Genomic DNA, 23988 nt, shown 5'->3' with positions numbered 1-23988 from the left:
TTTCTAAACAAGAACGCTTCCGTTATGCTAGAGGCTGATGTTATTGATGTGTTAAGGCAGGGTGATGGGACTCGTTATAAAAGCGGCGCTCGGTGCGCTGGTGGTGGTGTTAATTGGTGTGCTGGCGAAAACAAAGAACTACTATATTGCCGGATTAATTCCGTTGTTCCCGACCTTTGCGTTGATTGCCCACTATATCGTGGCCAGTGAACGTGGGATCGAAGCGTTACGTACAACCATTGTCTTCAGCATGTGGTCGATTATTCCCTATTTTGTCTACCTCGTTTCGCTGTGGTATTTCACCGGATTTATGCGCTTACCCGTTGCGCTCGGCGGTTCAGTGGTGTGCTGGGGCCTGAGCGCATGGTTGCTTATTTTTTGTTGGATTAAACTGCACTAACGCAGATGACGTCCGCCATCAAGGGCAAAACTACGCCCGGTGACAAAACAGCTGGTCAACAGATAGTCAATTAAATCAATGACCTCTTTTTCACCCGGCGCTGTTTTCATCAGTGATTTGTTCAATGCCTGCTGACGATACTCTGCATCGTCACCCTCGTTAAACAGGATTAGCGAGGGGGCAATCGCGTTCACTTTCACTTCTGGTGCCAGTTTGCGCGCGAACGAGCGGGTCATGTTGTCCAGCGCCGCTTTGCTGGCTGCATAAGCGATGTGCTTATCGCTGCCACGCTCCACAACATAATCCGTAAAATGGATAATATCGCTGGCCGCGTGTCCATGCCCGCGCAGCAATCCTTCCAGCGCGTGGTTGAGCAGGTAGGGGGTATTGACGTGAATCTGCATCATGGCTGACAGCACTTTGGTTAACGGCGCACCGGGCTTTTCTGCAAGCCAGGCACTGGCATTATGCACAATACCGCGCAGGCCATCCGTCTGTGCTTTGACCTCATCCGCAAAGGCCAGTACGCCTTCATCGGTGGAAAAATCAGCCTGGATACACAGCACGCCCGCATCTCGCAGGCCATCAATAGCCGGATAATGCGTGCGGTAGCTAACGATAACTGGCTGTTTTTGATTAATAAAGTGCCATGCGACGGCGAGGCCGATACGTCGACCTCCTCCGGTGATAAGAATTGGCAAAGGGGGTTTTTTACCCATCGTAATCTCCATGTGTCGCGAACGATGGGGACAATGTTACCCCATCAACATCCAGGTCGCCGGAACAGCAGCAACTAGCAGCAGGCCGATCAGCGCCATTTCCTGGCGTTTTAATACGTTTTCATGCGCGTGTGTTTTACGGGCATAAAGGAAGACCAGCAGCCCTGGCGCATACAGCACCACAGACAGCAGCAGGTGCATCGGACCTGACGCATACAATAACCATATGCCATAAATACTCGCACCGATACCGACAGCCTTATGAATTGGACGAGTGGCAATTTTCAGCAGAAATGCGCCGACCAGTAAATAGGGCACCAGAATCATTTCTGAGGCGATGGTTAATAACGTATTGTAGTCGGAACCTGTGAGCCAGATCAGCACCAGGCAAATCTGTACGCAGATATTGGTCAGCCACAGCGACGCCGATGGCGCGCCTTGCGCGTTCTGCCGCGCAAAAATGCGTGGAAACGCTTTGTGCGTGGAGGCGAGGAACGGCACTTCCGCCGCCATAATCGTCCAGCTTAAATAAGCACCGCACACGGAGACAATCAGACCTGCGGCAATAATAATTTCACCCCATGGCCCCATCATTTTCACCATCAGACCGGCCATTGACGGGTTGCGGATCTCCGCCAGTTCGGGACGTGCGACAACGCCCAGAGACAGCAGGGTGACAAGCAGATAAACGCCCAGCGCGGCGAGTACCGCCAGCAGCGTAGCGCGTCCGACATCGCGTTTGTTTCTGGCACGAGCTGAAACCACCACCGCGCCTTCCACACCGATGAAAACCCACAGGGTGATGAGCATGGTGTTTTTTACCTGCTCCCAGACGGGAACGCCCAACGCTACGCCGGTAAAATCGAGGGTAAAGGTGTCGAGCTTAAACAGCATAAACGCCAGCACGATAAATAGACCAAGCGGCAGTAATTTCGCCAGCGTCGCCACCAGGTTAATACTGGCTGCCGTTTGCACACCACGCAGCACCAGAAAATGGACCACCCACAACAGCACCGATGCGCCAACAATCGACTGCCAGGTATTACCGTCGCCAAACAGACGTAACTCCGGCGTGTCGGTAAAGAAGCTGAGCGCAGAGAAAACAATCACCAGATACGAAACGTTAGCGATAACAGCACACAGCCAGTATCCCCACGCGGAGCAAAAGCCAATCAGCTCACCGAAACCTTCACGTGCATAGGTAAATATGCCGCCATCCAGTTCAGGACGGATACGCGTCAGAATCAGCATGGCAAAGGCGAGCAAAAGGATACCCGCACCGGTAATCGCCCAACCAATCAGTAATGCAGCCGGGCTTGCTACCGCCGCCATATTTTGTGGCAGGCTGAAAACACCAGCGCCGAGCATTGAGCTTAAAACCAGCGCGGTGAGTGCGCTCAGACCCAATTTCTTTTCCATTTGTATCCAGTGACAAAAACGAGAGTGAGAGAATAATTATTTTGGCAAACCGCATAAAAATGGTGAAAGCCACTAAGGCGCGGGATTTTACGGAGAGAAGAGAACGCATGCAATGGGGATAGAGAGATTTGTGACTAATAGTGTGAAAAGTAGTCTTAATACTGCTGTTTTTGTTTCGCCCGAGGGGAGGATGGCGGGAAATTATCAGGTCTACAAGGCTGTAGACCTGATAAGGTACTGAGTATTACTTATACAGGTCAGCGCTGATGGTCATGTTATTACCACGTTCAGACCACTGGCGGGTGATGTGATAATACTTAGCGCCTTTCTTCGCTGCGCGTTTGGCAACCTGGTAAGAGATTTCAGTCATGTTGCCATAGTTACCGGTGAACTTGATGCTGTCGAACGGCACCATCATAGCGGCGGTTGCTTTGTTCAGTTCTTCAACTTTGGTTCCATCCGGCAGCGTGACAGTGTAACGCCCACCTTTGGTGGATTGCGTTTCGAAGAAACGACCGACTTCAGCGCTCGGAGACGCGGTAGTCGCAACGCCTGGGATCTCAACTTTCTTCGCGGCTTCGCCACCGGCGGCTAATGCGGCACGTCCGGCATCTGAATCTGCTGGGATCGCATCAGGGCTTTGTACTACGCGTTTTTTCGCATCAGCTTTATAGATGAATGCGGTAATACGCTGGTTGCCACCCTGGTTGGCATCGACCTGGCGCACGATGTAGAAGGAGTAAGCGCCTTTCTCTTTCGCTGCTTTGGTGATGGCATCGTTCACTTCAGGCTGGCTGCGGTAGAAGCCCTGCACCGTAACGGTATCGAATGGTTCTATCAGAACGGCCTGATCTTTCGGTAATTCCATCACGCCGTTAATGACACGGTTTTTGGACGCTTCCGCTTTTTCAGCATCGGCTTTATAGATGTCGGCTACAACGCGCCAGTTACCGCCGCTGCCAAAATCTGAGGTATCAACAACATAAAAGGAGGCTGCACCGTCTTTATCTGCACGGCGTGATACTGCGGTCACCGCGTCACCGATAGCATTAAAACGACCGGTAACCACAATGCGGTCATAGGGTTTCAGGGCAGCCGCTTGCTCCGGCGTCAATTCTGTCGCTGCATTTACAGAAAAAGCAGTCGCAGAAATAAGTGCGGACGCCAGGAGAGTGTTCTTAAGCTTCATAAAAATAATCCTTCGCCTTGCGCAAACCAGGTACTGGTATTGTTATTGACTAGAAACGTCGCTGATTATTGCATTTAAATTGTGTCAGTGTCTGCGTCATTTTTCACTCATCGTGCCACGTGACGTAACAACACAGATAACATTTTGTGATATGTCGAAAATTTCGGCGTTTGGCGACCAAAACTGATAAAGCAGTTGAATTTCATAAGTTAATTTAATGTTAATCAATTGTTTTTGGCAGGCACGTAATCATGTTTTGCCGCTTCGCTTGAGCGAATTATCGGCCTTTGTGGGCTATTTTTAGGGTATTTTATCTGCCAGCGGTCCGATTCATCTCTATTTCGCGAATTTCATAATAAATACTGTTTTTTGGCGCTAGATCACAGGCGTCATTTTCAGTAGGTTATACAGAGTTTGTTACTGTTTTATTTTATTGGGGTAACACTGACCTCTTTCGAGAGTGCGCGCATGCCTCGTGCGAACATTGATAAACCATCATCACAAATACAGATGGAAGGGAACATTATGCGAATTGGCATACCAAGAGAACGGTTAACCAATGAAACCCGCGTCGCAGCTACGCCGAAGACGGTTGAGCAGCTGCTTAAGTTGGGTTTCAGCGTCGCGGTTGAAAGCGGTGCAGGTCAACTGGCAAGTTTTGACGATAAGGCGTTTGTACAAGCAGGCGCAGAAATTGTTGACGGAAATGCCGTCTGGCAGTCAGAAATTATCCTGAAGGTCAACGCGCCGGAAGAGGCGGAAATCCCGTTGCTCAACCCGGGCACGACGCTGGTGAGTTTTCTTTGGCCCGCGCAAAACCCTGAGCTGTTGCAGAAGCTGGCAGAGCGCAACGTGACGGTTATGGCGATGGACTCCGTGCCGCGTATTTCGCGCGCGCAGTCGCTTGATGCCTTAAGCTCGATGGCGAATATCGCCGGGTATCGTGCCATTGTTGAAGCCGCTCATGAATTTGGCCGCTTCTTCACCGGGCAGATCACCGCCGCGGGCAAGGTTCCACCTGCCAAGGTCATGGTGATTGGTGCGGGTGTGGCAGGTCTGGCTGCTATCGGTGCGGCAAACAGCCTGGGCGCTATCGTTCGTGCTTTTGACACCCGTCCGGAAGTGAAAGAACAAGTTCAGAGTATGGGCGCTGAGTTCCTCGAACTGGACTTTAAAGAAGAGGCCGGCAGCGGCGACGGTTACGCCAAGGTGATGTCCGAAGCGTTCATCAAAGCTGAAATGGCGCTCTTCGCCGCTCAGGCGAAAGACGTTGATATTATCGTTACCACCGCGTTGATTCCGGGCAAACCGGCACCGAAACTGATCACCCGTGAAATGGTCGATTCGATGAAGGCGGGCAGCGTGATTGTCGATCTCGCCGCGCAAAACGGCGGTAACTGCGAATACACCGTGCCTAACCAGGTGACCACCACCGAGAACGGGGTGAAGGTTATCGGTTATACCGATCTGCCAGGCCGACTGCCGACGCAGTCTTCCCAGCTTTATGGCACGAACCTCGTTAACCTGCTCAAGCTGTTGTGCAAAGAGAAAGACGGCAATATCACCGTCGATTTTGACGACGTGGTCGTACGTGGCGTTACGGTAGTTCGCGAGGGTGAAATCACCTGGCCTGCACCGCCTATCCAGGTTTCTGCTCAGCCGCAGGCTGCGCCAAAAGCCGCGCCCGCGCCGAAAGAAGAGAAAAAACCGGCCTCACCGTGGCGCAAATATGCGTTGATGGCACTGGTCGTCATACTGTTTGGCTGGCTTGCTGATGTCGCGCCGAAAGAGTTCCTGGGTCACTTTACGGTGTTCGCGCTTTCCTGTGTAGTGGGTTACTACGTGGTCTGGAATGTGTCGCACGCGCTACACACTCCGCTGATGTCCGTGACGAACGCTATCTCCGGGATCATCGTTGTCGGGGCGTTATTGCAAATTGGCCAGGGTGGCTGGGTGAGTTTCCTGAGCTTTATCGCGGTGCTTATTGCCAGCATTAATATTTTCGGTGGCTTCACCGTGACTCAGCGCATGCTGAAAATGTTCCGGAAAAACTAAGGGGTAACATATGTCTGGAGGATTAGTTACAGCTGCATACATTGTTGCCGCGATCCTGTTTATTTTCAGCCTGGCGGGGCTTTCGAAACACGAAACCTCTCAACAGGGTAACAACTACGGTATCGCCGGGATGGCGATTGCGCTGATTGCCACGATTTTTGGCCCGGAGACCGGCAACGTTGCGTGGATCCTGGTGGCGATGATCATCGGCGGCGCGATTGGTATTCGTCTGGCGAAGAAAGTCGAGATGACCGAGATGCCGGAGCTGGTGGCGATTCTGCACAGCTTCGTCGGTCTGGCGGCGGTACTGGTGGGTTTCAACAGCTACCTGTATCACGACACGGGCCTGGAACCGATTCTGGTTAACATTCACCTGACGGAAGTGTTCCTTGGTATCTTCATCGGTGCGGTGACCTTTACCGGTTCCGTGGTGGCGTTTGGCAAACTGCGCGGTAAGATCTCCTCTAAACCGCTGATGCTGCCGAATCGTCACAAAATGAACCTGGCGGCGCTGGTTGTTTCTTTCCTGCTGCTGGTGGTGTTTGTTCGTACCGAAAGCGTGGGTCTGCAGGTTCTGGCGCTGCTGGTGATGACCATTATTGCGTTAGCCTTTGGCTGGCATCTGGTGGCGTCCATCGGTGGTGCGGATATGCCGGTCGTCGTTTCAATGCTTAACTCCTATTCAGGATGGGCGGCGGCGGCGGCGGGCTTTATGCTCAGCAACGATCTGCTGATCGTCACCGGTGCGCTGGTTGGTTCTTCCGGTGCGATCCTGTCTTACATCATGTGTAAGGCGATGAACCGTTCGTTTATCAGCGTGATTGCCGGTGGCTTTGGTTCTGACGGTTCTTCTACGGGGTCTGATGAAGAAGTCGGTGAGCATCGTGAGATTAATGCGGAAGACACGGCAGAAATGCTGAAGAACTCGCACTCCGTGATAATCACCCCAGGCTATGGCATGGCCGTGGCACAGGCGCAATATCCGGTTGCTGAAATCACCGAGAAACTGCGCGCCCGCGGCATCAAGGTACGCTTTGGTATTCACCCGGTAGCAGGGCGCTTGCCAGGTCATATGAACGTGCTGCTGGCGGAAGCCAAAGTACCCTATGACATCGTGCTGGAAATGGATGAAATCAATGATGATTTCGCCGATACCGATACCGTGCTGGTAATTGGCGCCAACGATACGGTAAACCCGGCGGCGCAGGACGATCCGCGTAGCCCAATCGCCGGTATGCCGGTGCTGGAAGTATGGAAAGCGCAGAACGTTATCGTGTTCAAACGTTCTATGAACACCGGCTATGCTGGCGTGCAGAACCCGCTGTTCTTTAAAGAAAACACCCATATGCTGTTTGGCGATGCCAAAGCCAGCGTGGATGCGATCCTGAAAGCGCTGTAATCGTCAGCGCAAACCAAGACGGCCTCTGCGGAGGTAATGCTTGTCAGTTAACGAGGATGAGTGGCATATACGGAGGTAATGAATCTGTTGCCTCCGGTATATTGCTGCGTTCACCTTATGTTTGTCACTTCTCTGAGGCAATACAACCTGTGAACGTGTTAAGGGTACTATCGCCGTACCCTTAACAATCCCGGCTCCCGGCGGGAAAATTGTTGCTGCGCAATACCCTCCGCTTATTCCTTCAGGCTAACGGGCCGGGCGCGAGGTAGCGTCCCTGCAAAACGCGCCCTGAACCCGCATCCCTGCGGGTTCTCCCTGCCTTACGGAAACACGTCGGCAATTTTCAGCCGGACCAGCCCACACCTGACCCCCTGCGTTTTTTATCTGAACAGCAAAACAGAGTTAACTGGAAGTCAGTGCGTTGCAGCGATGACCCCGTTCCGGCTGAAAATCGATGAGGCGTTGACGGCTGACCGGGTCTGCCCGCAGGACTGCGGGCAGAGGGGGCGGCCTGCAGGGACGCAGGCCCGGCCCCGACCCGACAGGCAGACGGCATAAGACGAATGAATCGCGTAGCGACGATTTTCCCGCCGGGAGCCTGGGTTGCAAGGGAGGCGGCGGTGCACTGCCTCCCTTGCACGTTCACGGGTATCTGCGCTTCAGAAAAGGGATACCGCCGAGGTGAACGGAACCCTGAGCAAGAATCACATGTTCTCCATAATGATTAACTGACGGGCATAACCTCTGCGGAGGCCGTTTTTTTTTAATACTCCCCTATTCATGATTACTGCTCATAAACCCATACGGTTTTAACCGTCTAATCACCGTAAAACGCCGTGTATATTCATTCTTTATTGAGATCGCTCAGCAACACGGCAATGCTTTGACCGCCGTTGGTTTGTTCAAGCGCGATTTTCACGATGATGGTCAGCGGCACAGAAAGCAGCATCCCGACAGGCCCCAGTAACCAGCCCCAGAAGATTAACGACAGAAACACCACCAGCGTAGACAACCCAAGTCCACGCCCCATGATCCGCGGTTCGAGGATATTCCCGAACACCAGGTTAATGACCAGATAACCTGCGAAAACCACCAGGGCGTCATAAAGGCCGCTAAATACCAGCACCTGAGCAATAGGGGGAATGGCGGCCAGCACCGAACCGATATTAGGAATATAGTTGAGTGCAAAGGCCAGCAGTCCCCAGACAAAGGCGAAACGCACGTCGAGTGCGGCGAGCATGCCCCAGGCTACCAGCCCGGTCACAATGCTGATCGCCGTTTTGAGCACCAGATAGTGGGAAACGCTGTCGATGGCGCGTTGAATCGCCGCCATTCCCTCAATGGGACGACTCATCATTTGTTTGAGTTTGTTGGGTAACTGCGGTACTTCCAGCAGCATAAAAACCACCGTCAACAGCAGTAAAAATATCGATGACATGGCATTAGACAACTGCGCCAGTAAATTGGTCACCAGCGTCATTGCCGCGTTCGGGTCGATATATTTGACGAGTTCATCTACGGAAACGCCGATCCCTGCGCGCTGTAACCACGGCTCAAGGTTTTTGAGTGGGATAACCAGTGAAGAGCGATACTGCGGCAGCGTTCGCGCAAGCTCGTTTAAGGATGTACCTAAATACGCTAATAGCAACACCATTAGCATCACAATAATAACAATGAGCAATGATACCGCTATTACGCGCGGTATGCGAAGTTTGACCATCCGCTGCACCACGGGGTTAAGCACGACGGCAATAAATAACGCCAGAATAAATGGGACGATGATATCTGCGGCAACGCGGATGCCGCTCAGGATGATAACCAGCATGCCCAGCATAATGACTATTTTTAGGCCGTTAAGCGTGATGATCGGTTTCGCCATGTGTATTCCTGCATTTTTCATTTTTGAATCTGAATAATAATGTGATTTGCGTCGAGCCGTTATAACAAAAATCAAATGGGGCAGGTAAAGAAGTGAAAAGACTTTGAGTTCGCATTGAAGCTATGGTACAAATCATCTGTGTTTAACTACCGAGGACAATTATCATCCGCGATGATGAGAAGCAACACTGCGGATAATTGTAATATTATGGACAATATGTTCAGGATGTTTTTGCGTTTACCTTCACTTCTTCGTACCTCCTCCACTTTCTTGCTTGCGGGTGAGCAACACTGGCGCAACGCGCTTTAGTCCCTTCTTCTGCCTGAGCTGGCGCTGTGCGCTGAGCTAACTAATTTTATTTTTTGGTTTACTGCATGCAGTAGGCCCAAAGGACTATATTCTCAAGCAGGAGAAGCATTATGTTTTACTGGATATTATTAGGTCTGGCCATCGCGGCTGAAATTACTGGTACGCTGTCAATGAAATGGGCAAGTGTCGGCCATGGTAATTCGGGCTTTATTTTAATGCTGGTAATGATTGCCTTATCGTATATTTTTCTCAGTTTTGCCGTTAAAAAAATTGCCCTTGGTGTGGCCTATGCCTTATGGGAAGGTATCGGTATTTTATTTATTACGCTGTTCAGCGTGCTGTTATTTGACGAAACCTTGTCCACGATGAAGGTGGCTGGACTGGTCTCGCTGGTGTTAGGTATTGTGCTGATTAAATCCGGTACACGAAAACCGACAAAGGCGGGCAGAGAGGTGAGCCATGCAGCAGTTTGAGTGGGTTCACGGCGCATGGCTTGGCATAGCCATTGTGCTCGAAATCGTCGCTAACGTCTTTTTGAAATTTTCAGATGGGTTTCGCCGCAAGACTTATGGCGTGCTGTCGCTGGCAGCCGTGTTAGCGGCCTTTAGCGCGCTGTCCCAGGCGGTAAAAGGTATCGACCTTTCTGTTGCCTACGCCTTGTGGGGCGGCTTCGGGATTGCCGCGACGTTAGCGGCAGGTTGGGTATTGTTTGGTCAGCGCCTGAATCATAAAGGCTGGATCGGTTTGGCGCTGCTGCTTGCCGGAATGGTGATGATTAAACTTGCCTGATCTCAGTGCTGCCCGTTACTACGGGCAGCATAGGTTATTCGTTCGCCAACTCATCCAGCTTATCGCGAAAACCGGTCACGGATATGGCGCGATTATCGGCCCGCCAGCGATCTTTCGCCGCCGGAGCGGAGCTTTGTACACCAATCAACTGCCAGCCAGTATCTGTCTTCAACATCAATGGTGAACCGCTGTCGCCCGGGAGTGTGTCGCACTGATGCGACAAGACGGTATTCTGCGCCCAACCGGTCACCACGCAATCCTGATGCGTGTACAAATCATCGAGATGATCTTCCGGGTAGCCCGACTGCGTAACTTTACGATCTGCGGTTTTCAGCGCCGCGGTTAATGCCGCTTTATCACCTTCAAATAATGGCAGCGGTGTGATGCCAGAAGGTGGGTAACGCAGCACCACCAGACCAAAATCCCACGGGGCCGCGGAAGACGGCACAATCCAGCCATCGCCATCGGCTTTTAAACGTTTTCCGAGCGAGGGATCTACCCGTCCTTCAATGCCGTGGATCTCGTAGCGCCAGACACCCTTTTTCGACACGAAGCGTAATGCCACGGCTTTATCCGGCTTGCCTTTCGGGGGGGTGAGTAAGCAGTGTCCGGCAGTCAGTGCCAGACGTGGTGATATGAGCGTGGCGGTACACAGGTTACCGCTGGCGGTTTCCAGTTGCCCGATAGCGTCCCAAGGAGATTGCGTTGGGTCAGTCACTTTTATGCGATCGTCATGACCAAAAAACAGCGTTTTTACGTTTTCTGCTTCAGCGCTGGCCGTTGCAGGCTGGTCCGCATGCGCAACGACAGGAAGTAAACAAATTGAACCCAGTAACACAGCAATGGTTTTATGCATATCACACTCTGGTGGGGAATTATGATTTTTAACAGCAAACCCTCAGTTAATACTATAGACGGGACGGCGGGAAAGTGGGAGTAAAATCAGATAACTACACTCAGGAAAGATAAAAATGCATGGCAATGAGGGCGCAAATTATCAGGGTAATAAGAATGAACTCAAAGCGATAATGTGACACCATTTTACCCTCCAAAAGGCGGCGCTAAATCAGGTCGATTTAGCGCCGTATGCTATGGCGTGGGGGACGCCATAGTAACTACAAATGTGTTATGCAGCTGGCTGAGCAGCGGGTTTAGCGGTGTCGTGTTTTACGGCTTTTTTGGTGTGTTTTTTAGCTGCCTGAGCTTTCTGCTCTGGTGCTTTTTGTTCTGCAGCGGGTTTGGTCGCTGCTTTTTTGGTGTGTTTTTTAGCAGCCTGAGCTTTCTGCTCTGGCGCTTTCTGTTCTACAGCCGGTTTTGTGGTGGATTTTTTAGCGTGTTTCTTGGCAGCCTGCGCTTTCTGCGGCGCTGCTTTGTGCTGTTTTTTATGATGAGTGGTTTTTGCCGGAGCTGCTTTGGTGGTTGCAGCAGCAGCCGGAGCGGTGGTAGCAGTTGTTTCAGCAGCAAATGCAGCAGAAGACAGACCCATAGCAGCGGCAACAACCAGAGCTAATACTTTTTTCATTCTCATACCCTCGATTTGGTTTTTCATTTAACCCCACTGCGGGGCCGTTGAAATAACTATATCGCTGTAATCACAGGGCTTCCGTGAGTCATTGGTTTCGGCGTGTAACGATATGTACAATGACTCACGGTATGAGATTACAAATAGCGGGCTTCCAGGTGAGCGCGGAAATAACGGCTGCTGAGCGGCTCTCCGGTGGCCTGGGTAATAAGCTGTTCAGTGGTAAAACGGCTGCCATGCTGCCAGATATTCTGACGTAACCAGTCAAACAGGGCACCAAACTCACCTTGCGCAATAGACTGCTCTAAATCAGGCAATGCGCGGTTAGCGGCACTGAATAACTGCGCCGCATACATGGCGCCTAAAGTATAGGAAGGGAAGTAGCCAAAGCCGCCATCGGTCCAGTGAATATCCTGCATACAACCGTTACGATAGTTACCGATGGTTGACAGCCCCAGCCAGGACTGCATTTTCTCATTCCACAATGCCGGGATATCATCTACTTCAATATCGCCATTAATGAGCGCGCGTTCGATTTCATAACGCAGGATAACGTGAGCAGGATAGCTCACCTCGTCGGCATCAACACGGATAAAACCGGGTTTAACCTGCTGGTTCCAGGCGATGAAATTGCTTTCTTCAAACGCAGCCTGATCGCCAAAGTGGCGCGTCACAGCAGGAATTAACCGCGTCAGAAATGCTTTACTGCGCCCCAGTTGCATCTCAAAGAACAGACTCTGGGACTCATGAATAGCGGTTGAGCGTGCCAGTGCGATAGGTTGCCCTGACCAACTGTGCGGCAGATTTTGCTCGTAGCGGGCGTGACCGGTTTCATGGATCACGCCAAACAGCGCGCTAAGTAATTCGTTTTCATCATAGCGGGTGGTGATACGCACATCTTCAGGTACGCCACCACAGAAGGGGTGCGCACTGATATCCAGTCGACCAGCCGTAAAATCGAATCCCAACTGCGCCATCGTTTCAAGGCCCAACTCTCGCTGGATTGCGGTTGGGAAAGGCCCAACCGGGGCGATGAGCGACTGCTGAGACTGCTTTGCCACCACCTTGTTGAGCAGATCCGGTAACCAGCTCTTAACGTCTGCAAACAAGACATCCAATTGGGCACTGGTCATCCCTGGTTCGAATATGTCCAGTAGCGCGTCATACGGCGAACAGCCTGTGGCTTCGGCACGCAGCCGGGCTTCTTCACGACTGTGCTTCACGACCTCTTTCAGGTTTTCGGAAAATCCCTCCCAGTCATTGGCTGGTCGCTGGCTGCGCCAGGCATGCTCACAGCGGCTACCCGCGAGTGATTTCGCTTCTACCAACGATTCAGGTAGTAAGGATGCCTGATGATGCAGTCGCGACATTTCGCGTAGGTTGGCCTGCTCAACATCGTTAAGGTCTTCCTGTTGGGCTGCGGCGATCCACGTGGCCACCTTCGGGTCGGTTAACAACTGGTGCTCAAGCACGCTCAGCTCGGCCAGCGCTTCGCCGCGAGCTTTGCTGCCGCCAGATGGCATCATGGTAAACATGTCCCAACTGGCGATTGCCGAGAGGTGGGAGAAGCGAGAGAGCCGCTGGAACGTGCGGGTGAGCTGATGGTAATTATCATTGTTACTCATTTTTTGTTCTCGTTCTGTTTAGGTGTGATGAGAAGTTTACCGTGATTCATTCACTTTTCATAAACACACCTTTGTACCCGACTTTGCGTAACAGCTTTTTATAGCGAAAAGCCAGTAGCACGAGAAAACAGAGGGCATAAATAATGGGGAGCGGTGATAACACTTTTACCGACCACAGATAATGCAGCGGAAGCAAAACGGCCGCCAGGTAGACGTAGTTGTGCAACGTTTGCCAGCGTTTGCCCATTTTACGCTGCGCGGCTTGCGTGGAGGTCAGCGTCAACAGGAATAAGATTATCCAACCAGTCATGCCCAACGTTAGCCATGGGCGTGAAACCAGTTCACGTCCCAATAATCCCAGATTTTGTATACCCAACTCCAGCAGCGCATAGCTGGCCATATGCAGCGTGGCCCATGCAAAACACCATAACCCTAATAATCGACGGGTGCGATACAACAACGGCTGCTTTGCGTAGCGAGCGAGCGGTGACACCAGCAGGGTAGCAAGCAGAAACTTCAGCGCGGTGATGCCCGTAAAGTGCTGGATATCTTTACCCGGGTCGGCCCCCAACTCACCATGCTGTGCGGCCCAGAAGAGCCATAGCAGGGGTAATAAACCGGCGAGATGCAGCAGTACTTTCAGGCCGGTTATCTGTTTTGCGGTTAACCTCACTTAAAAATACTCCCGTAGATCCATGCCCTGATATAAAGAAGCCACCTCATCGGCATAACCATTAAAAGGCAACGTGGGCTGTCGCTGTACATCGAGAATGCCACCCGAACCGATAAAACGCTCAGTGGCCTGAGACCAGCGGGGGTGATCGACTTGCGGATTGACGTTGGCGTAAAAACCGTATTCGTTAGGTGCCGACATATTCCAGGTCGTCGGCGGCTGTTCACGCGTCAGCTTAATACTGACTATCGATTTAATGCCCTTGAAGCCGTACTTCCAGGGTACGGTCAGGCGTATTGGCGCCCCGTTTTGCGGCGGCAACGCTTTGCCATACACGCCCACGGTCAGAAGGGTAAGCGGGTGCATGGCCTCGTCCAGACGTAAACCTTCAACATAGGGATACTTCAACCCGCCACCAATGAAGCGATCTTTCTGGCCGGGCATTTCATCAGGCGCGTAGCGTGTTTCAAAGGCGACGTATTTGGCGTGGCTGGTGGGTTCAACCAGCGCCAATAATTTATGCAAAGGAAAGCCGACCCACGGTACAACCATCGACCACGCCTCAACGCAGCGCATCCGGTAAATACGCTCTTCTAATGGAAAACGAGTCGTCAGCGCATCATGATCCAACGTTAAAGGTTTGTTCACTTCACCGCTGATGGTTAACGTCCAGGGATCGGTTTTCAGGCTACCGGCATTCGCGGCAGGATCGGCTTTATCCAGACCAAATTCGTAGAAATTGTTGTAGCCCGTGACCTTGTCTTCCGGCGTCAAGGGCAGATTGTTTTGCCAGATCTCGGGTTTTGTGAACTCGAGCGGTTTGCCCGCTGGTGCAGACGGGCGATCGTTGCCTTTAAACCAATTCAGCAGACCGGCTTGTGTCGGGGAAGAGAACGAAGCCGCCGCCGCACCTATCCCAAGAGCTTTGAGGATCTGTCGTCGTTGCATAAAAAAAACGGACTCGGCGGTAACATCAGCTTCCCGAAGTGGATGTTTTTTCTGCATAACTTTTCCTTTTTATTTTCATGTTAAGGAAAACAAATCGACGTTTCCCTGTTGATGCCTGACCTATCTATAACGACATACTGGACGCATGCGTATCCCTGATTCCTCACGAAAAGTTAAAAATTTTGTGATAACTTCCGCCCCTTGCCTGAGGTAAACTTTCAGCATGACGAGAGGGGGATGACACTGATGGCAGGCGCAAAAAAGATATTTTTGGTGGAAGATGACAGCGATATTGCCTCACTTTTGCAACTTAGCCTGAAGGATGAGGGGTACGAAATTATTCATGAAGCTGATGGCGCGCGAGCGGTCGAGCTACTGGAGAAGCACGTCTGGGATGCCGTTATCCTCGATTTAATGCTGCCGGGCGTGGACGGCCTGGAGATATGTCGTCGCATTCGGCAAATGAGTTTCTATCTACCTGTCATTATTATCAGCGCTCGCACCAGTGAAACTCACCGCGTACTGGGGCTGGAAATGGGCGCCGATGATTATTTAGTCAAACCTTTCTCGGTGCTGGAATTGATGGCCCGGGTGAAGGCGTTGTTTCGCCGTCAGGAGGCGATGAGTCAGAACCTGCGTATGGAGGCGGGGATTATCACCGTCCATGGTGTGGAGATTGATCCATTAGCCCGGGAAGTCCGCCTGCAGGGTAAATCCCTCGATTTAACGCCGCGTGAATTCGATCTGCTCTATTTTTTCGCCCGCCATCCCGGGGAGGTCTTTTCGCGTCAGGCGTTGTTAGACCAGGTGTGGGGCTACCAGCACGAAGGATATGAGCATACGGTGAACAGTCATATTAATCGCCTGCGGACCAAAATTGAAAAAGATGCTGCGGAGCCGGAAATTATTCTTACCGTGTGGGGACGGGGCTATAAGCTTGCTGCGGTTAACGCGGAGCATCAACCATGATTTATCGATTGTCGCTGAGCCAGCGTCTGACCCTGGTCTTTACCGCTATTATGTTGATTTGCGCGGTTGCGGTCAGCGTTGTCCAGATCCGCAGCAGTAAACAGTATGGCGACGCTATGGTGCAAAGGCTCTCGCTGGAATTGGCGAGCAAGATTGTCAAAAGTGAGTCGCTTATTGATGCCAGCGGGCAGGTTAATCGGCAGACCTTAAAAGGACTGTTTAATCACCTGATGACGCTCAACCCTAGCGTGGAGCTGTATCTGGTTTCACCGTCAGGCGAGATACTTGCTGATGCCGCTCCGCCTGGGCATATTCAGCGCCAGAACATTAGCGTACAGCCGATCCAGGTTTTCCTTAATTCGGACGAGCTGCCCGTTTATGGCAATGATCCGCGCAGCAGCCAGCAAAAGGTATTCAGCGCCGCGCCAGTTTTATTTAACGGCAAGCTGCATGGCTATTTGTACATTATTCTCCAGGGCGAAGATCTCAATATGCTGGCGAATGCCGCCTGGCAAAAAACGCTTTGGAACACCGTGACCGGGACGTTAATACTGGTTTTATTAGCCGGTGCAATCGCGGGGTACCTGGTGTGGAGATGGGTGACGAATCCGGTGAAAAGGCTGACAGGTCAGGTGGTTAATCTGGAGCAGGACAGCATTAGCGTCATAAAACAGCTGGCGCAGAAAAAGCCCGATTTAGCTCCGGCGAATGAAATTGCGTTGCTGAACAATGCATTTATTGAGTTAGCACAGAAAATTGCTCACCAATGGGATTTATTAGCTGACAGCGATCGTCAGCGCAGAGAGTTTATCGCTAATATTTCGCACGATTTACGTACGCCGCTCACTTCACTGCTGGGGTATCTGGAAATGCTGTCGCTGAAAGCCGATACGATGACGCCGGAGGAAAACCGGCATTATCTAAGCATTGCACTGCGCCAGGGGCATAAGGTTCGCCATCTGTCACAACAGCTTTTTGAGCTGGCGAGACTTGAGCATGGCGGCATAAAACCGCAGCGTGAACGTTTTGCTATTGGCGAGCTGATCCAGGATGTGGCACAGAAATTTGATCTACCCGTTGCCACGCGTCATTTGCAGTTGCACCTTGACGTAATTGGTCCGTTACCGCTGGTGAATGCCGATTTATCGATGATGGAAAGAATCGTCACTAATTTGCTGGATAACGCTATCCGTCATACGCCTGACGGGGGCGAAGTGTGGCTAAAAGTCTGGCGTGATGAAGACCGCTTGTTAGCAGAAGTGCAGGACAGCGGGCCTGGCGTCGAAGAGGCTGTTCGCGAAGTCTTATTTCAGCGCCCGACGGCGTTACTACCCCGTGAGCAGCGGGCTGAGCGTGGTGGTCTGGGCTTACTGATCGTGCGCAGAATGCTCGAACTGCATGGGGGAGATATCCGCCTGATTAATTCGACGGCAGGGGCCTGTTTCCGTTTTTCGTTGCCGCTGGCGGAATCCCCACTGAGTAGCTGATGAGAATGTTCCGCTGAAAAGAGTCTGTAACGCTATACGCGTTGTAAATCGTGGGCATTGCGTAAAAGTTGGTAGGTTGTCAGTGATAATGAGAATTTTTATCATATATTGATAATTCATCAAGTTATCTTTGATAAGCGCAAGGAGATCGTATGTCACTGGATGCCGACAACCTGTATATCGTCAGGACCAAAGCGGTTGCTGGCTGTTTTACCATGTTTTTGCTGATGTTTGGCCTCACGTTTATTCCGTTGTTTTTCCCCGCCAGCCAGGTTCTGCTTGCCAAAGGGCTACTTTTTCCGCTGCTGTTTGCGCTGGAATTTGTTGTGCTGGTCCCGCTGTATTACTTCTTCTTCAGAAAAAGAGAGGGGCTGGGAAAGGGAATTTTCAACGCCAGGTGGTTTGCCATTTTGTTCGTGGCGCTGCTGTTTATTCAGCTTATCCTGCCATGGTTTCTGGGCCTCAGACAAACCGAAGCGTGGGTGACCAGCCAGATATCCCTAAACAGCTACGCGCTGTGGTTATCCACTCTGACCCTGATATTTATTGCGCCAGTGTATGAAGAGATTGTTTTCAGGGGCTGTTTATTTAACGCATTCCAGTACTGGTTCAATAATAAAACCTGGCTGTCGTCGGTGGTGGTATCGGTCATTTTTGCCATCATGCATACCCAGTATGTGGATCTGCGCACGTTGCTGATGCTGTTTCTTGTGTCGCAGGTTTTGATCATCGCCAGACTGAAAAGCAACGGCCTGCTGATGCCGGTTATGCTGCATATAGCGATGAACGGGACGGTTATTGCCCTGCAAATGGGAGCTCAGACGTTACAGCATGGTTGATGAAGGCGATGCCCGGAACCCGGGCATCGTGGATTATACGTGCAGACGATGGTGCAGACGTGCACCGACCAGCAACGCCAGCACCAGCATCAGGGCGATAAATCCGCCCACGCCGTTCCAGCCGTAGCTGTGCCAGAATACGCCACCCAGCGTACCGGCAATACTGGAACCCAGATAATAGCTGAACAGATACAGGGAAGATGCCTGGCCTTTAGCGCGTTTTGCCCGTGGTCCAATCCAACTGCTTGCCACAGAGTGCGCAGCAAAGAACCCGGCTGAAAAGAGCAGCATCCCGGCGAAGATCAGCCACAGTGATGTGAACAGGGTCATCAACAGTCCAACCAGCATCACGCCGGTTGAAAAGAGCATTACCGGACCACGTCCATAGCGGGTGGTCATCGACCCCGCTTTCGGTGAGCTCCAGGTCCCGGTCAGATAGGCCACGGACAACAGACCGACAACCGCCTGGCTGAGTTCCCACGGCGAGAGCATCAGACGGTAGCCGATGTAATTAAACAGCGTGACAAACGACCCCATCAGTAAAAAACCTTCCGCAAACAGCAGCGGCAACCCTTTGTCGCGCCAGTGCAAACGAAAGTTGATAAACAGCGTTTTCGGTCGCAGCGACGTTGGTCTGAAATGACGAGATTCCGGCAAGATTTTCCAGAACATCAGCGCAGAGGCGAGGGCAAAACAACCGATCGCCGCCAGCGCGATACGCCAGTTAAAAAAGTCGGTAAACACGCCGCTTATTAAACGGCCACTCATACCACCAATCGAGTTACCGCTGATATATAAGCCCATTGAGAAGGCGACGAAGCTGGGATGTATTTCCTCGCTCAGATAGGTCATTCCCACTGCCGCCACGCCGCTGAGCGAAAGACCTATCAGCGCACGCATGATTAAAATACCGTGCCAGCTGGTCATCATCGTCGAAAGCAACGTACAACAGGACGCGAGCAGCAGGGCGGTAACCATCACCGGCTTGCGGCCTATCGCATCGGAAAGTGGACCGGTAAACAGTAAACCGATCGCGAGCATCGCCGTTGAGATGGAAAGCGAAATACTGCTGCTGGCGGGAGAGACCCCAAACTCGTGCGAGAGCACTGGCAGTATGGGTTGCACGCAATAGAGGAGAGCAAATGTCGCCAGTCCGGCCGAAAACAGCGCCAGCGTGACGCGCATAAATGGGGATGTTCCGCGTTTGATAAAACTATCCGGCGGGGTAACTCTCTGTTCATCAACATCGCTTGTCGGCGCGGTATCGACAGTGGTTGTACGGCTCACTTGAAATCCTTGCTCAATCAATTACCTCTACATGACTAGCTTTAAGAGTATGAAAATCGCATTATTCTGTCTAATATATTAATAATCTCAAATGATATCTTAAAAATATGAATATCGAGCTGCGTCATTTACGTTACTTTGTAGCGGTTGCCGAAGAATTGCATTTTGGCCGGGCGGCGGCACGGCTGAATATTTCGCAACCGCCGCTGAGCCAGCAAATCCAGATCCTCGAGCAGCAGGTCGGCGCCCGACTTCTGGCGCGCACTAACCGCAGCGTGGCGCTGACCTCTGCCGGAAAGCAGTTTCTGGCAGACAGTCGGCAGATCCTGGGGCTGGTTAATGAGGCCGCTGCCAGGGCTGAGCGTCTGCATCTGGGAGAAGCGGGGGAATTGCGTATCGGCTTTACGTCATCGGCACCGTTTATCAAAGCGGTTTCAGATACGTTATCCCTCTTTCGCCAGAGCTACCCCGCTGTACATATGCAAACCCGTGAAATGAACACACGCGAGCAAATTGCCCCGCTCAATGAAGGAACGCTGGATTTGGGACTTCTGCGCAACACGCAGCTTCCGGAAACGCTGGAGCGTGAAATCATTCTGCATGAGCCGCTGATGGCGATGATCCCGCGCGCGCATCCGTTGGCGCAAAAGCCCGTGGTCACATTGGCGGAGTTGGCCAATGAGCCATTTGTCTTTTTTGATCCGCATGTGGGGACGGGGTTGTATGACGATATTCTTGGCCTCATGCGTCGCTATGGACTGAAGCCGACTATCACTCAGGAGGTTGGCGAGGCGATGACTATCATCGGGCTGGTGGCCGCAGGATTAGGCGTTTCCATTCTTCCCGCTTCCTTTAAACGGGTGCAATTGTATGAAATGTGTTGGATCCCGATAGCGGAAGAAGATGCCGTTTCGGAAATGTGGCTAGTGTGGCCAAAACATCATGAGCAAAGTCACGCCGCGCAACGCTTTCGCGAGCAACTGCTGGCGGTCGTTCAGGCGATTAATTTAGTTTAAAAATGGGCGAAAATGTGCAGTAAATCACAAGGCTAAGTAAAAAGTTGACGGAAGCCATTGAAGTGCTTCACCATAGCCCGCAGATTATTTCGGAGCGCGAAAATAAAGGGAGTAAGTGGTGGTTGCTGATAGTCAGCCTGGGCATATCGATCAAATTAAGCAGACCAATGCGGGCGCGGTTTATCGCCTGATTGATCAGCTGGGTCCGGTATCGCGTATTGATCTCTCTCGCCTGGCACAATTGGCGCCTGCCAGTATTACTAAAATTGTCCGCGAAATGCTCGAAGCGCACCTGGTGCAAGAGTTGGAAATCAAGGAAGCGGGCAGCCGTGGACGTCCGGCCGTTGGGCTGGTTGTGGAAACGGAAGCCTGGCACTATTTATCCATTCGTATCAGTCGCGGCGAGATCTTTCTGGCGCTGCGCGATCTGAGCAGCAAACTGGTGGTTGAAGATTGTCTTGAAATGGCGCTGGTCAGTGAAACACCATTGCTGGAACGCGTTATTACCCAGGTCGATCAGTTTTTCATCCGCCACCAGCAAAAGCTGGAGCGCTTAACCTCCATCGCCATTACCTTACCCGGCATTATTGATACTGAAAACGGTATCGTTCATCGCATGCCATTCTACGACGATGTCAAAGAGATGCCGCTGGGTGAAGCGCTTGAAAATCATACCGGCGTGCCGGTCTATATTCAGCACGATATCAGCGCCTGGACTATGGCCGAGGCGCTTTTTGGCGCATCGCGCGGTGCGCGCGACGTCATTCAGGTGGTGATCGATCATAACGTGGGGGCCGGAGTAATCACCGACGGTCATCTACTGCATGCCGGCAGCAGTAGTCTGGTGGAAATTGGTCATACCCAGGTGGACCCCTACGGCAAACGCTGTTATTGCGGCAACCATGGTTGCCTGGAAACGATCGCCAGCGTCGACAGCGTGCTCGAACTGGCACAGGTACGCTTGAAGCAGTCGATGAGTTCTTCTCTACACGGGCAACCGTTAACGGTAGACGCGCTGTGTCTGGCGGCGATGCAGGGGGATTTATTGGCGAAAGATATCATTAGCGGCGTCGGGACCCATGTCGGACGGATTCTTGCCATCATGGTGAATTTGTTCAACCCGCAAAAGATATTGATTGGTTCGCCGCTCAGTAAAGCGGCGGATATTTTGTTTCCCACTATTGCTGACAGCATTCGTCAGCAAGCGCTCCCGGCCTACAGTCAGCATATTGTCGTCGAAAGTACGCAGTTCACCAATCAAGGGACGATGGCAGGGGCGGCACTCGTGAAGGACGCGATGTATAACGGTTCTTTGTTGATTCGTCTATTACAGGGTTAACATTTTTTAACTGTTGTACGAAAAATTGCGCTATCTCAAGCCGATTCTCGTCGTCATACCTTAGACTTTCTCCACTGTATTATTTTCCTGACTTATATTTTCAAAGCATAACGGTGGAGTTAGTGATGCTGAAGCGTTTCTTTATTACAGGTACAGACACTTCTGTTGGGAAGACCGTGGTTTCCCGCGCATTACTACAAGCGTTAGCGTCAGGGGGTAAAAGCGTTGCGGGCTACAAACCCGTGGCCAAAGGAAGCAAAGAGACACCTGAAGGTCTGCGCAACAAAGATGCGCTGGTGCTGCAAAGCGTGTCCACTATCGAACTGCCCTACGAGGCGGTCAACCCGATTGCGTTGAGTGAGGATGAAAGCAGCGTAGCGCATAGTGGTCCGGTCAATTACACCCTGTTATCCAACGGCCTCGCAAGCCTCAGCGAAAAAGTGGATCACGTTGTCGTTGAAGGCACCGGAGGCTGGCGGAGCCTGATGAACGATCTGCGTCCGTTATCTGAATGGGTGGTGCAGGAACAACTGCCGGTGCTGATGGTGGTGGGTATCCAGGAAGGCTGTATTAATCATGCCATCCTCACCGCACAGGCGATTGCCAGCGACGGACTGCCTTTGATTGGCTGGGTCGCGAACCGAATCAACCCGGGGCTGGCGCATTATGCGGAAATCATTGATGTGCTGGGCAAAAAATTACCCGCACCGCTGATCGGTGAACTGCCTTATCTGCCTCGCGCAGAGCAACGCGAGCTGTCTCAGTACATCCGTCTGTCAATGCTCGGCAGCGTGTTGTCGGTAGATAGAGTCCTGGCGTAACGTTCGCGACAGCACAGACGCCACCACACAGGCAATCAGCAATCCGGGGAGCAGACGATACTCCCCGGTCATTTCACAAACCATCAGTGTCGACATTATTGGCGCATGCGTGGTCGCTGCCAGCAGCGTGGCCATCCCCGTTAATCCCAGCAGAATGGCAATCTCATCCGGACCCGGAAGCCATAATCCCCACACTCGTCCCAGCAGCATACCCACCGAAAGACCGACAAACAGCGTTGGCGTAAACACACCGCCAGGCGCACCGGAACCACTGCTGGCAAGCACCGCCAGTAATTTGCAGATGAAGATCCCGCTTACCACGGCCAGCAGCGGTGGGGAGAGTAAATATGACTGCACCACGCTGTAGCCGTTACCCCAGACCGCAGGCGTGAGCAATGACAGCAGGCCAACGATCAGCCCGCCAAGCGCCAGTTGCCACGGGGGCGAGAGTTTTAAGCGCAAAAACCCATTATGGCTGGCGGTCATCAACCACATGAATAGCGGTCCGCAAACGCCGGCAGCCAGACCGGTGCTGATGATCATGACGTATTCCAGCGCATGCAGTTCCCGTGTGAAGTGCACGGCATACAACAGCGCATTGCTGGCGCTCAGCATATTGGTGGTGAGCAAGGCGACGACGGCGGATACCACTACCGGTCCCAGTGACGCGAGGATCAAGGTGCCAAACAACACTTCAGCAATAAATAGACTGCCCGCCAGTGGGGCATGATACGCTCCGGCCATACCCGCAGCGGCTCCGCAGGCAATCCATAACTTCCATTCTGTGCGCGGGGTGAAGCGTTGAGCAAAGCTGGAGGCTGCCAGCGCTGCCAGTAAAATCATGGCACCTTCGCGCCCGATGGCACTCCCGCTGGAGACGACCAGTAACGAGGCCAGCGATTTCACCAGGCTTGCACTGACGTCAAATTGTCCGTTAGTTTGCAAGGCTTCCATGTAATCAGTGGGAGCCTGCGGGCGTAACCGGTTGAACGTTTGCCATCCCCAAAGCAGCAAACCCGCCGCCAGCCCTCCTAACGCAGGTGTCAGCATGCGTCTTACAGGGGAAAGGTTTGTTGCCGCGTTGACCAGACTCCCTGTGTCATTGCTCAGGAACAACCATTCAAGAAGGAGCATGGCGTGGCGAAATCCTGCGACGGCCAACGCAGCAAGGATACCAATCAGCGCAGCAATCAGCAGGCGGCGGAACATGGCGCGCAGGTCAGGATAAGCATGTAAATGATGCATGAGTGGCCAGACAGGAAATTTCAGACGCTTTATTTTGCGGCTATTTGGCAACAGAAGCA

Annotated in this window: 22 protein-coding genes; 11 read left to right on the top strand and 11 right to left on the bottom strand. The window is 52.2% G+C overall.

Translation table 11 applies throughout. The annotated features are described in order from the left end of the window. Positions 1-64: 64 nt before the first annotated feature. Positions 65-400, top strand: coding sequence for a GlpM family protein (locus tag HV345_RS12610; RefSeq protein WP_016153026.1), 336 nt, complete (start codon positions 65-67; stop codon positions 398-400). On the opposite strand, the gene folM is transcribed toward HV345_RS12610, so the two are convergent. The 3 genes from folM to ydgH all read right to left on the bottom strand — a co-directional run bounded on the left by folM (position 397) and on the right by ydgH (position 3727). Further along, positions 397-1119 (bottom strand): dihydromonapterin reductase, encoded by a 723-nt coding sequence (gene folM, locus HV345_RS12605; protein WP_016156453.1) that lies wholly within the window; start codon positions 1117-1119, stop codon positions 397-399. The two genes, HV345_RS12610 and folM, sit on opposite strands and share 4 nt — an antisense overlap. A gap of 36 nt (positions 1120-1155) precedes the next feature. Next, entirely contained in the window at positions 1156-2538 is a 1383-nt protein-coding gene (locus tag HV345_RS12600) for an amino acid permease (protein ID WP_016153028.1), read from the bottom strand. 244 nt (positions 2539-2782) lie between these two features. Continuing rightward, positions 2783-3727, bottom strand: a complete 945-nt coding sequence (ydgH, locus tag HV345_RS12595; protein ID WP_016156455.1) for a DUF1471 family protein YdgH — start codon at positions 3725-3727, stop codon at positions 2783-2785. A 525-nt stretch (positions 3728-4252) separates the two neighbouring features. Between ydgH and pntA the strand changes: the two genes are divergently transcribed. Further along, positions 4253-5782, top strand: a complete 1530-nt coding sequence (gene pntA / locus HV345_RS12590) for a Re/Si-specific NAD(P)(+) transhydrogenase subunit alpha (protein WP_029139532.1) — start codon at positions 4253-4255, stop codon at positions 5780-5782. A gap of 10 nt (positions 5783-5792) precedes the next feature. Next, positions 5793-7181, top strand: a complete 1389-nt coding sequence (gene pntB, locus HV345_RS12585) for a Re/Si-specific NAD(P)(+) transhydrogenase subunit beta (RefSeq protein ID WP_016153031.1) — start codon at positions 5793-5795, stop codon at positions 7179-7181. Positions 7182-8025: 844 nt separating this feature from the next. Here the strand turns inward: pntB and HV345_RS12580 are convergent. Beyond that, positions 8026-9060 (bottom strand): AI-2E family transporter, encoded by a 1035-nt coding sequence (locus HV345_RS12580; protein WP_019076755.1) that lies wholly within the window; start codon positions 9058-9060, stop codon positions 8026-8028. Between the two features lie 416 nt (positions 9061-9476). Between HV345_RS12580 and mdtJ the strand changes: the two genes are divergently transcribed. Beyond that, positions 9477-9842, top strand: a complete 366-nt coding sequence (gene mdtJ / locus HV345_RS12575; RefSeq protein ID WP_161623250.1) for a multidrug/spermidine efflux SMR transporter subunit MdtJ — start codon at positions 9477-9479, stop codon at positions 9840-9842. Continuing rightward, entirely contained in the window at positions 9829-10158 is a 330-nt protein-coding gene (gene mdtI / locus HV345_RS12570) for a multidrug/spermidine efflux SMR transporter subunit MdtI (protein WP_016153035.1), read from the top strand. The genes mdtJ and mdtI overlap by 14 nt, the downstream gene beginning before the upstream one ends. A 34-nt stretch (positions 10159-10192) precedes the next feature. Here mdtI and HV345_RS12565 read toward each other — a convergent pair whose 3' ends face one another. From HV345_RS12565 to msrP, 5 genes are all read right to left on the bottom strand, one after another. After that, entirely contained in the window at positions 10193-11014 is an 822-nt protein-coding gene (locus HV345_RS12565) for a serine protease (protein WP_181635624.1), read from the bottom strand. A 270-nt stretch (positions 11015-11284) separates the two neighbouring features. Then, positions 11285-11680 carry an acid resistance repetitive basic protein Asr gene (gene asr, locus HV345_RS12560; protein WP_003028934.1) on the bottom strand — a complete coding sequence of 132 codons (396 nt, stop codon included), beginning with the start codon at positions 11678-11680 and terminating at the stop codon, positions 11285-11287. Between the two features lie 137 nt (positions 11681-11817). Continuing rightward, positions 11818-13305 carry a carboxypeptidase M32 gene (locus HV345_RS12555; protein WP_095715962.1) on the bottom strand — a complete coding sequence of 496 codons (1488 nt, stop codon included), beginning with the start codon at positions 13303-13305 and terminating at the stop codon, positions 11818-11820. A 46-nt stretch (positions 13306-13351) separates the two neighbouring features. Further along, on the bottom strand, positions 13352-13978 hold the full coding sequence (gene msrQ, locus HV345_RS12550; protein WP_181635623.1) for a protein-methionine-sulfoxide reductase heme-binding subunit MsrQ: 627 nt from the start codon (positions 13976-13978) through the stop codon (positions 13352-13354). Continuing rightward, positions 13979-14983 carry a protein-methionine-sulfoxide reductase catalytic subunit MsrP gene (msrP, locus tag HV345_RS12545; RefSeq protein WP_019076759.1) on the bottom strand — a complete coding sequence of 335 codons (1005 nt, stop codon included), beginning with the start codon at positions 14981-14983 and terminating at the stop codon, positions 13979-13981. A gap of 189 nt (positions 14984-15172) precedes the next feature. Between msrP and HV345_RS12540 the strand changes: the two genes are divergently transcribed. The 3 genes from HV345_RS12540 (at position 15173) to HV345_RS12530 (ending at position 18221) form a co-directional block, all read left to right on the top strand. Next, on the top strand, positions 15173-15895 hold the full coding sequence (locus tag HV345_RS12540; protein WP_181635622.1) for a response regulator transcription factor: 723 nt from the start codon (positions 15173-15175) through the stop codon (positions 15893-15895). Beyond that, on the top strand, positions 15892-17382 hold the full coding sequence (locus tag HV345_RS12535; protein ID WP_181635621.1) for an ATP-binding protein: 1491 nt from the start codon (positions 15892-15894) through the stop codon (positions 17380-17382). The genes HV345_RS12540 and HV345_RS12535 overlap by 4 nt, the downstream gene beginning before the upstream one ends. Positions 17383-17534: 152 nt before the next feature. Next, positions 17535-18221, top strand: coding sequence for a CPBP family intramembrane glutamic endopeptidase (locus HV345_RS12530; protein ID WP_181635620.1), 687 nt, complete (start codon positions 17535-17537; stop codon positions 18219-18221). A 33-nt stretch (positions 18222-18254) separates the two neighbouring features. Here HV345_RS12530 and HV345_RS12525 read toward each other — a convergent pair whose 3' ends face one another. Continuing rightward, the gene (locus HV345_RS12525; RefSeq protein WP_046276321.1) at positions 18255-19508 is read right to left on the bottom strand and encodes an MFS transporter; all 1254 of its coding nucleotides are present in this window, start codon (positions 19506-19508) and stop codon (positions 18255-18257) included. A gap of 107 nt (positions 19509-19615) precedes the next feature. On the opposite strand from HV345_RS12525, the gene HV345_RS12520 reads away from it, so the two are divergent. From HV345_RS12520 to bioD, 3 genes are all read left to right on the top strand, one after another. Further along, positions 19616-20524, top strand: a complete 909-nt coding sequence (locus HV345_RS12520; protein WP_181635619.1) for a LysR family transcriptional regulator — start codon at positions 19616-19618, stop codon at positions 20522-20524. Positions 20525-20642: 118 nt separating this feature from the next. After that, the gene (gene mlc, locus HV345_RS12515) at positions 20643-21863 is read left to right on the top strand and encodes a sugar metabolism global transcriptional regulator Mlc (protein ID WP_016153045.1); all 1221 of its coding nucleotides are present in this window, start codon (positions 20643-20645) and stop codon (positions 21861-21863) included. A gap of 125 nt (positions 21864-21988) precedes the next feature. Continuing rightward, positions 21989-22684, top strand: a complete 696-nt coding sequence (gene bioD / locus HV345_RS12510; RefSeq protein ID WP_016153046.1) for a dethiobiotin synthase — start codon at positions 21989-21991, stop codon at positions 22682-22684. On the opposite strand, the gene clcB is transcribed toward bioD, so the two are convergent. Then, positions 22640-23929: a voltage-gated ClC-type chloride channel ClcB gene (gene clcB, locus HV345_RS12505; RefSeq protein ID WP_049281797.1), complete on the bottom strand. Its 1290-nt coding sequence runs from the start codon at positions 23927-23929 to the stop codon at positions 22640-22642. The two genes, bioD and clcB, sit on opposite strands and share 45 nt — an antisense overlap. Positions 23930-23988: the final 59 nt, after the last annotated feature.

The organism is Citrobacter sp. RHBSTW-00986 (assembly GCF_013783065.1).
Classification (GTDB): domain Bacteria; phylum Pseudomonadota; class Gammaproteobacteria; order Enterobacterales; family Enterobacteriaceae; genus Citrobacter; species Citrobacter braakii.
The sequence above is the reverse complement of the archived record's forward strand: the minus strand, read 5'-3'. Positions and strand labels throughout refer to the sequence as shown.

Coding starts and splice junctions, on each gene's coding strand:
- HV345_RS12610 (WP_016153026.1), top strand. CDS start 65: ATGGGACTCGTTATAAAAGCGGCGCTCGGTGCGCTGGTGGTGGTGTTA.
- folM (WP_016156453.1), bottom strand. CDS start 1,119: ATGGGTAAAAAACCCCCTTTGCCAATTCTTATCACCGGAGGAGGTCGA.
- HV345_RS12600 (WP_016153028.1), bottom strand. CDS start 2,538: ATGGAAAAGAAATTGGGTCTGAGCGCACTCACCGCGCTGGTTTTAAGC.
- ydgH (WP_016156455.1), bottom strand. CDS start 3,727: ATGAAGCTTAAGAACACTCTCCTGGCGTCCGCACTTATTTCTGCGACT.
- pntA (WP_029139532.1), top strand. CDS start 4,253: ATGCGAATTGGCATACCAAGAGAACGGTTAACCAATGAAACCCGCGTC.
- pntB (WP_016153031.1), top strand. CDS start 5,793: ATGTCTGGAGGATTAGTTACAGCTGCATACATTGTTGCCGCGATCCTG.
- HV345_RS12580 (WP_019076755.1), bottom strand. CDS start 9,060: ATGGCGAAACCGATCATCACGCTTAACGGCCTAAAAATAGTCATTATG.
- mdtI (WP_016153035.1), top strand. CDS start 9,829: ATGCAGCAGTTTGAGTGGGTTCACGGCGCATGGCTTGGCATAGCCATT.
- HV345_RS12565 (WP_181635624.1), bottom strand. CDS start 11,014: ATGCATAAAACCATTGCTGTGTTACTGGGTTCAATTTGTTTACTTCCT.
- asr (WP_003028934.1), bottom strand. CDS start 11,680: ATGAAAAAAGTATTAGCTCTGGTTGTTGCCGCTGCTATGGGTCTGTCT.
- HV345_RS12555 (WP_095715962.1), bottom strand. CDS start 13,305: ATGAGTAACAATGATAATTACCATCAGCTCACCCGCACGTTCCAGCGG.
- msrP (WP_019076759.1), bottom strand. CDS start 14,983: ATGCAGAAAAAACATCCACTTCGGGAAGCTGATGTTACCGCCGAGTCC.
- HV345_RS12540 (WP_181635622.1), top strand. CDS start 15,173: ATGGCAGGCGCAAAAAAGATATTTTTGGTGGAAGATGACAGCGATATT.
- HV345_RS12535 (WP_181635621.1), top strand. CDS start 15,892: ATGATTTATCGATTGTCGCTGAGCCAGCGTCTGACCCTGGTCTTTACC.
- HV345_RS12530 (WP_181635620.1), top strand. CDS start 17,535: ATGTCACTGGATGCCGACAACCTGTATATCGTCAGGACCAAAGCGGTT.
- HV345_RS12520 (WP_181635619.1), top strand. CDS start 19,616: ATGAATATCGAGCTGCGTCATTTACGTTACTTTGTAGCGGTTGCCGAA.
- bioD (WP_016153046.1), top strand. CDS start 21,989: ATGCTGAAGCGTTTCTTTATTACAGGTACAGACACTTCTGTTGGGAAG.
- clcB (WP_049281797.1), bottom strand. CDS start 23,929: ATGCATCATTTACATGCTTATCCTGACCTGCGCGCCATGTTCCGCCGC.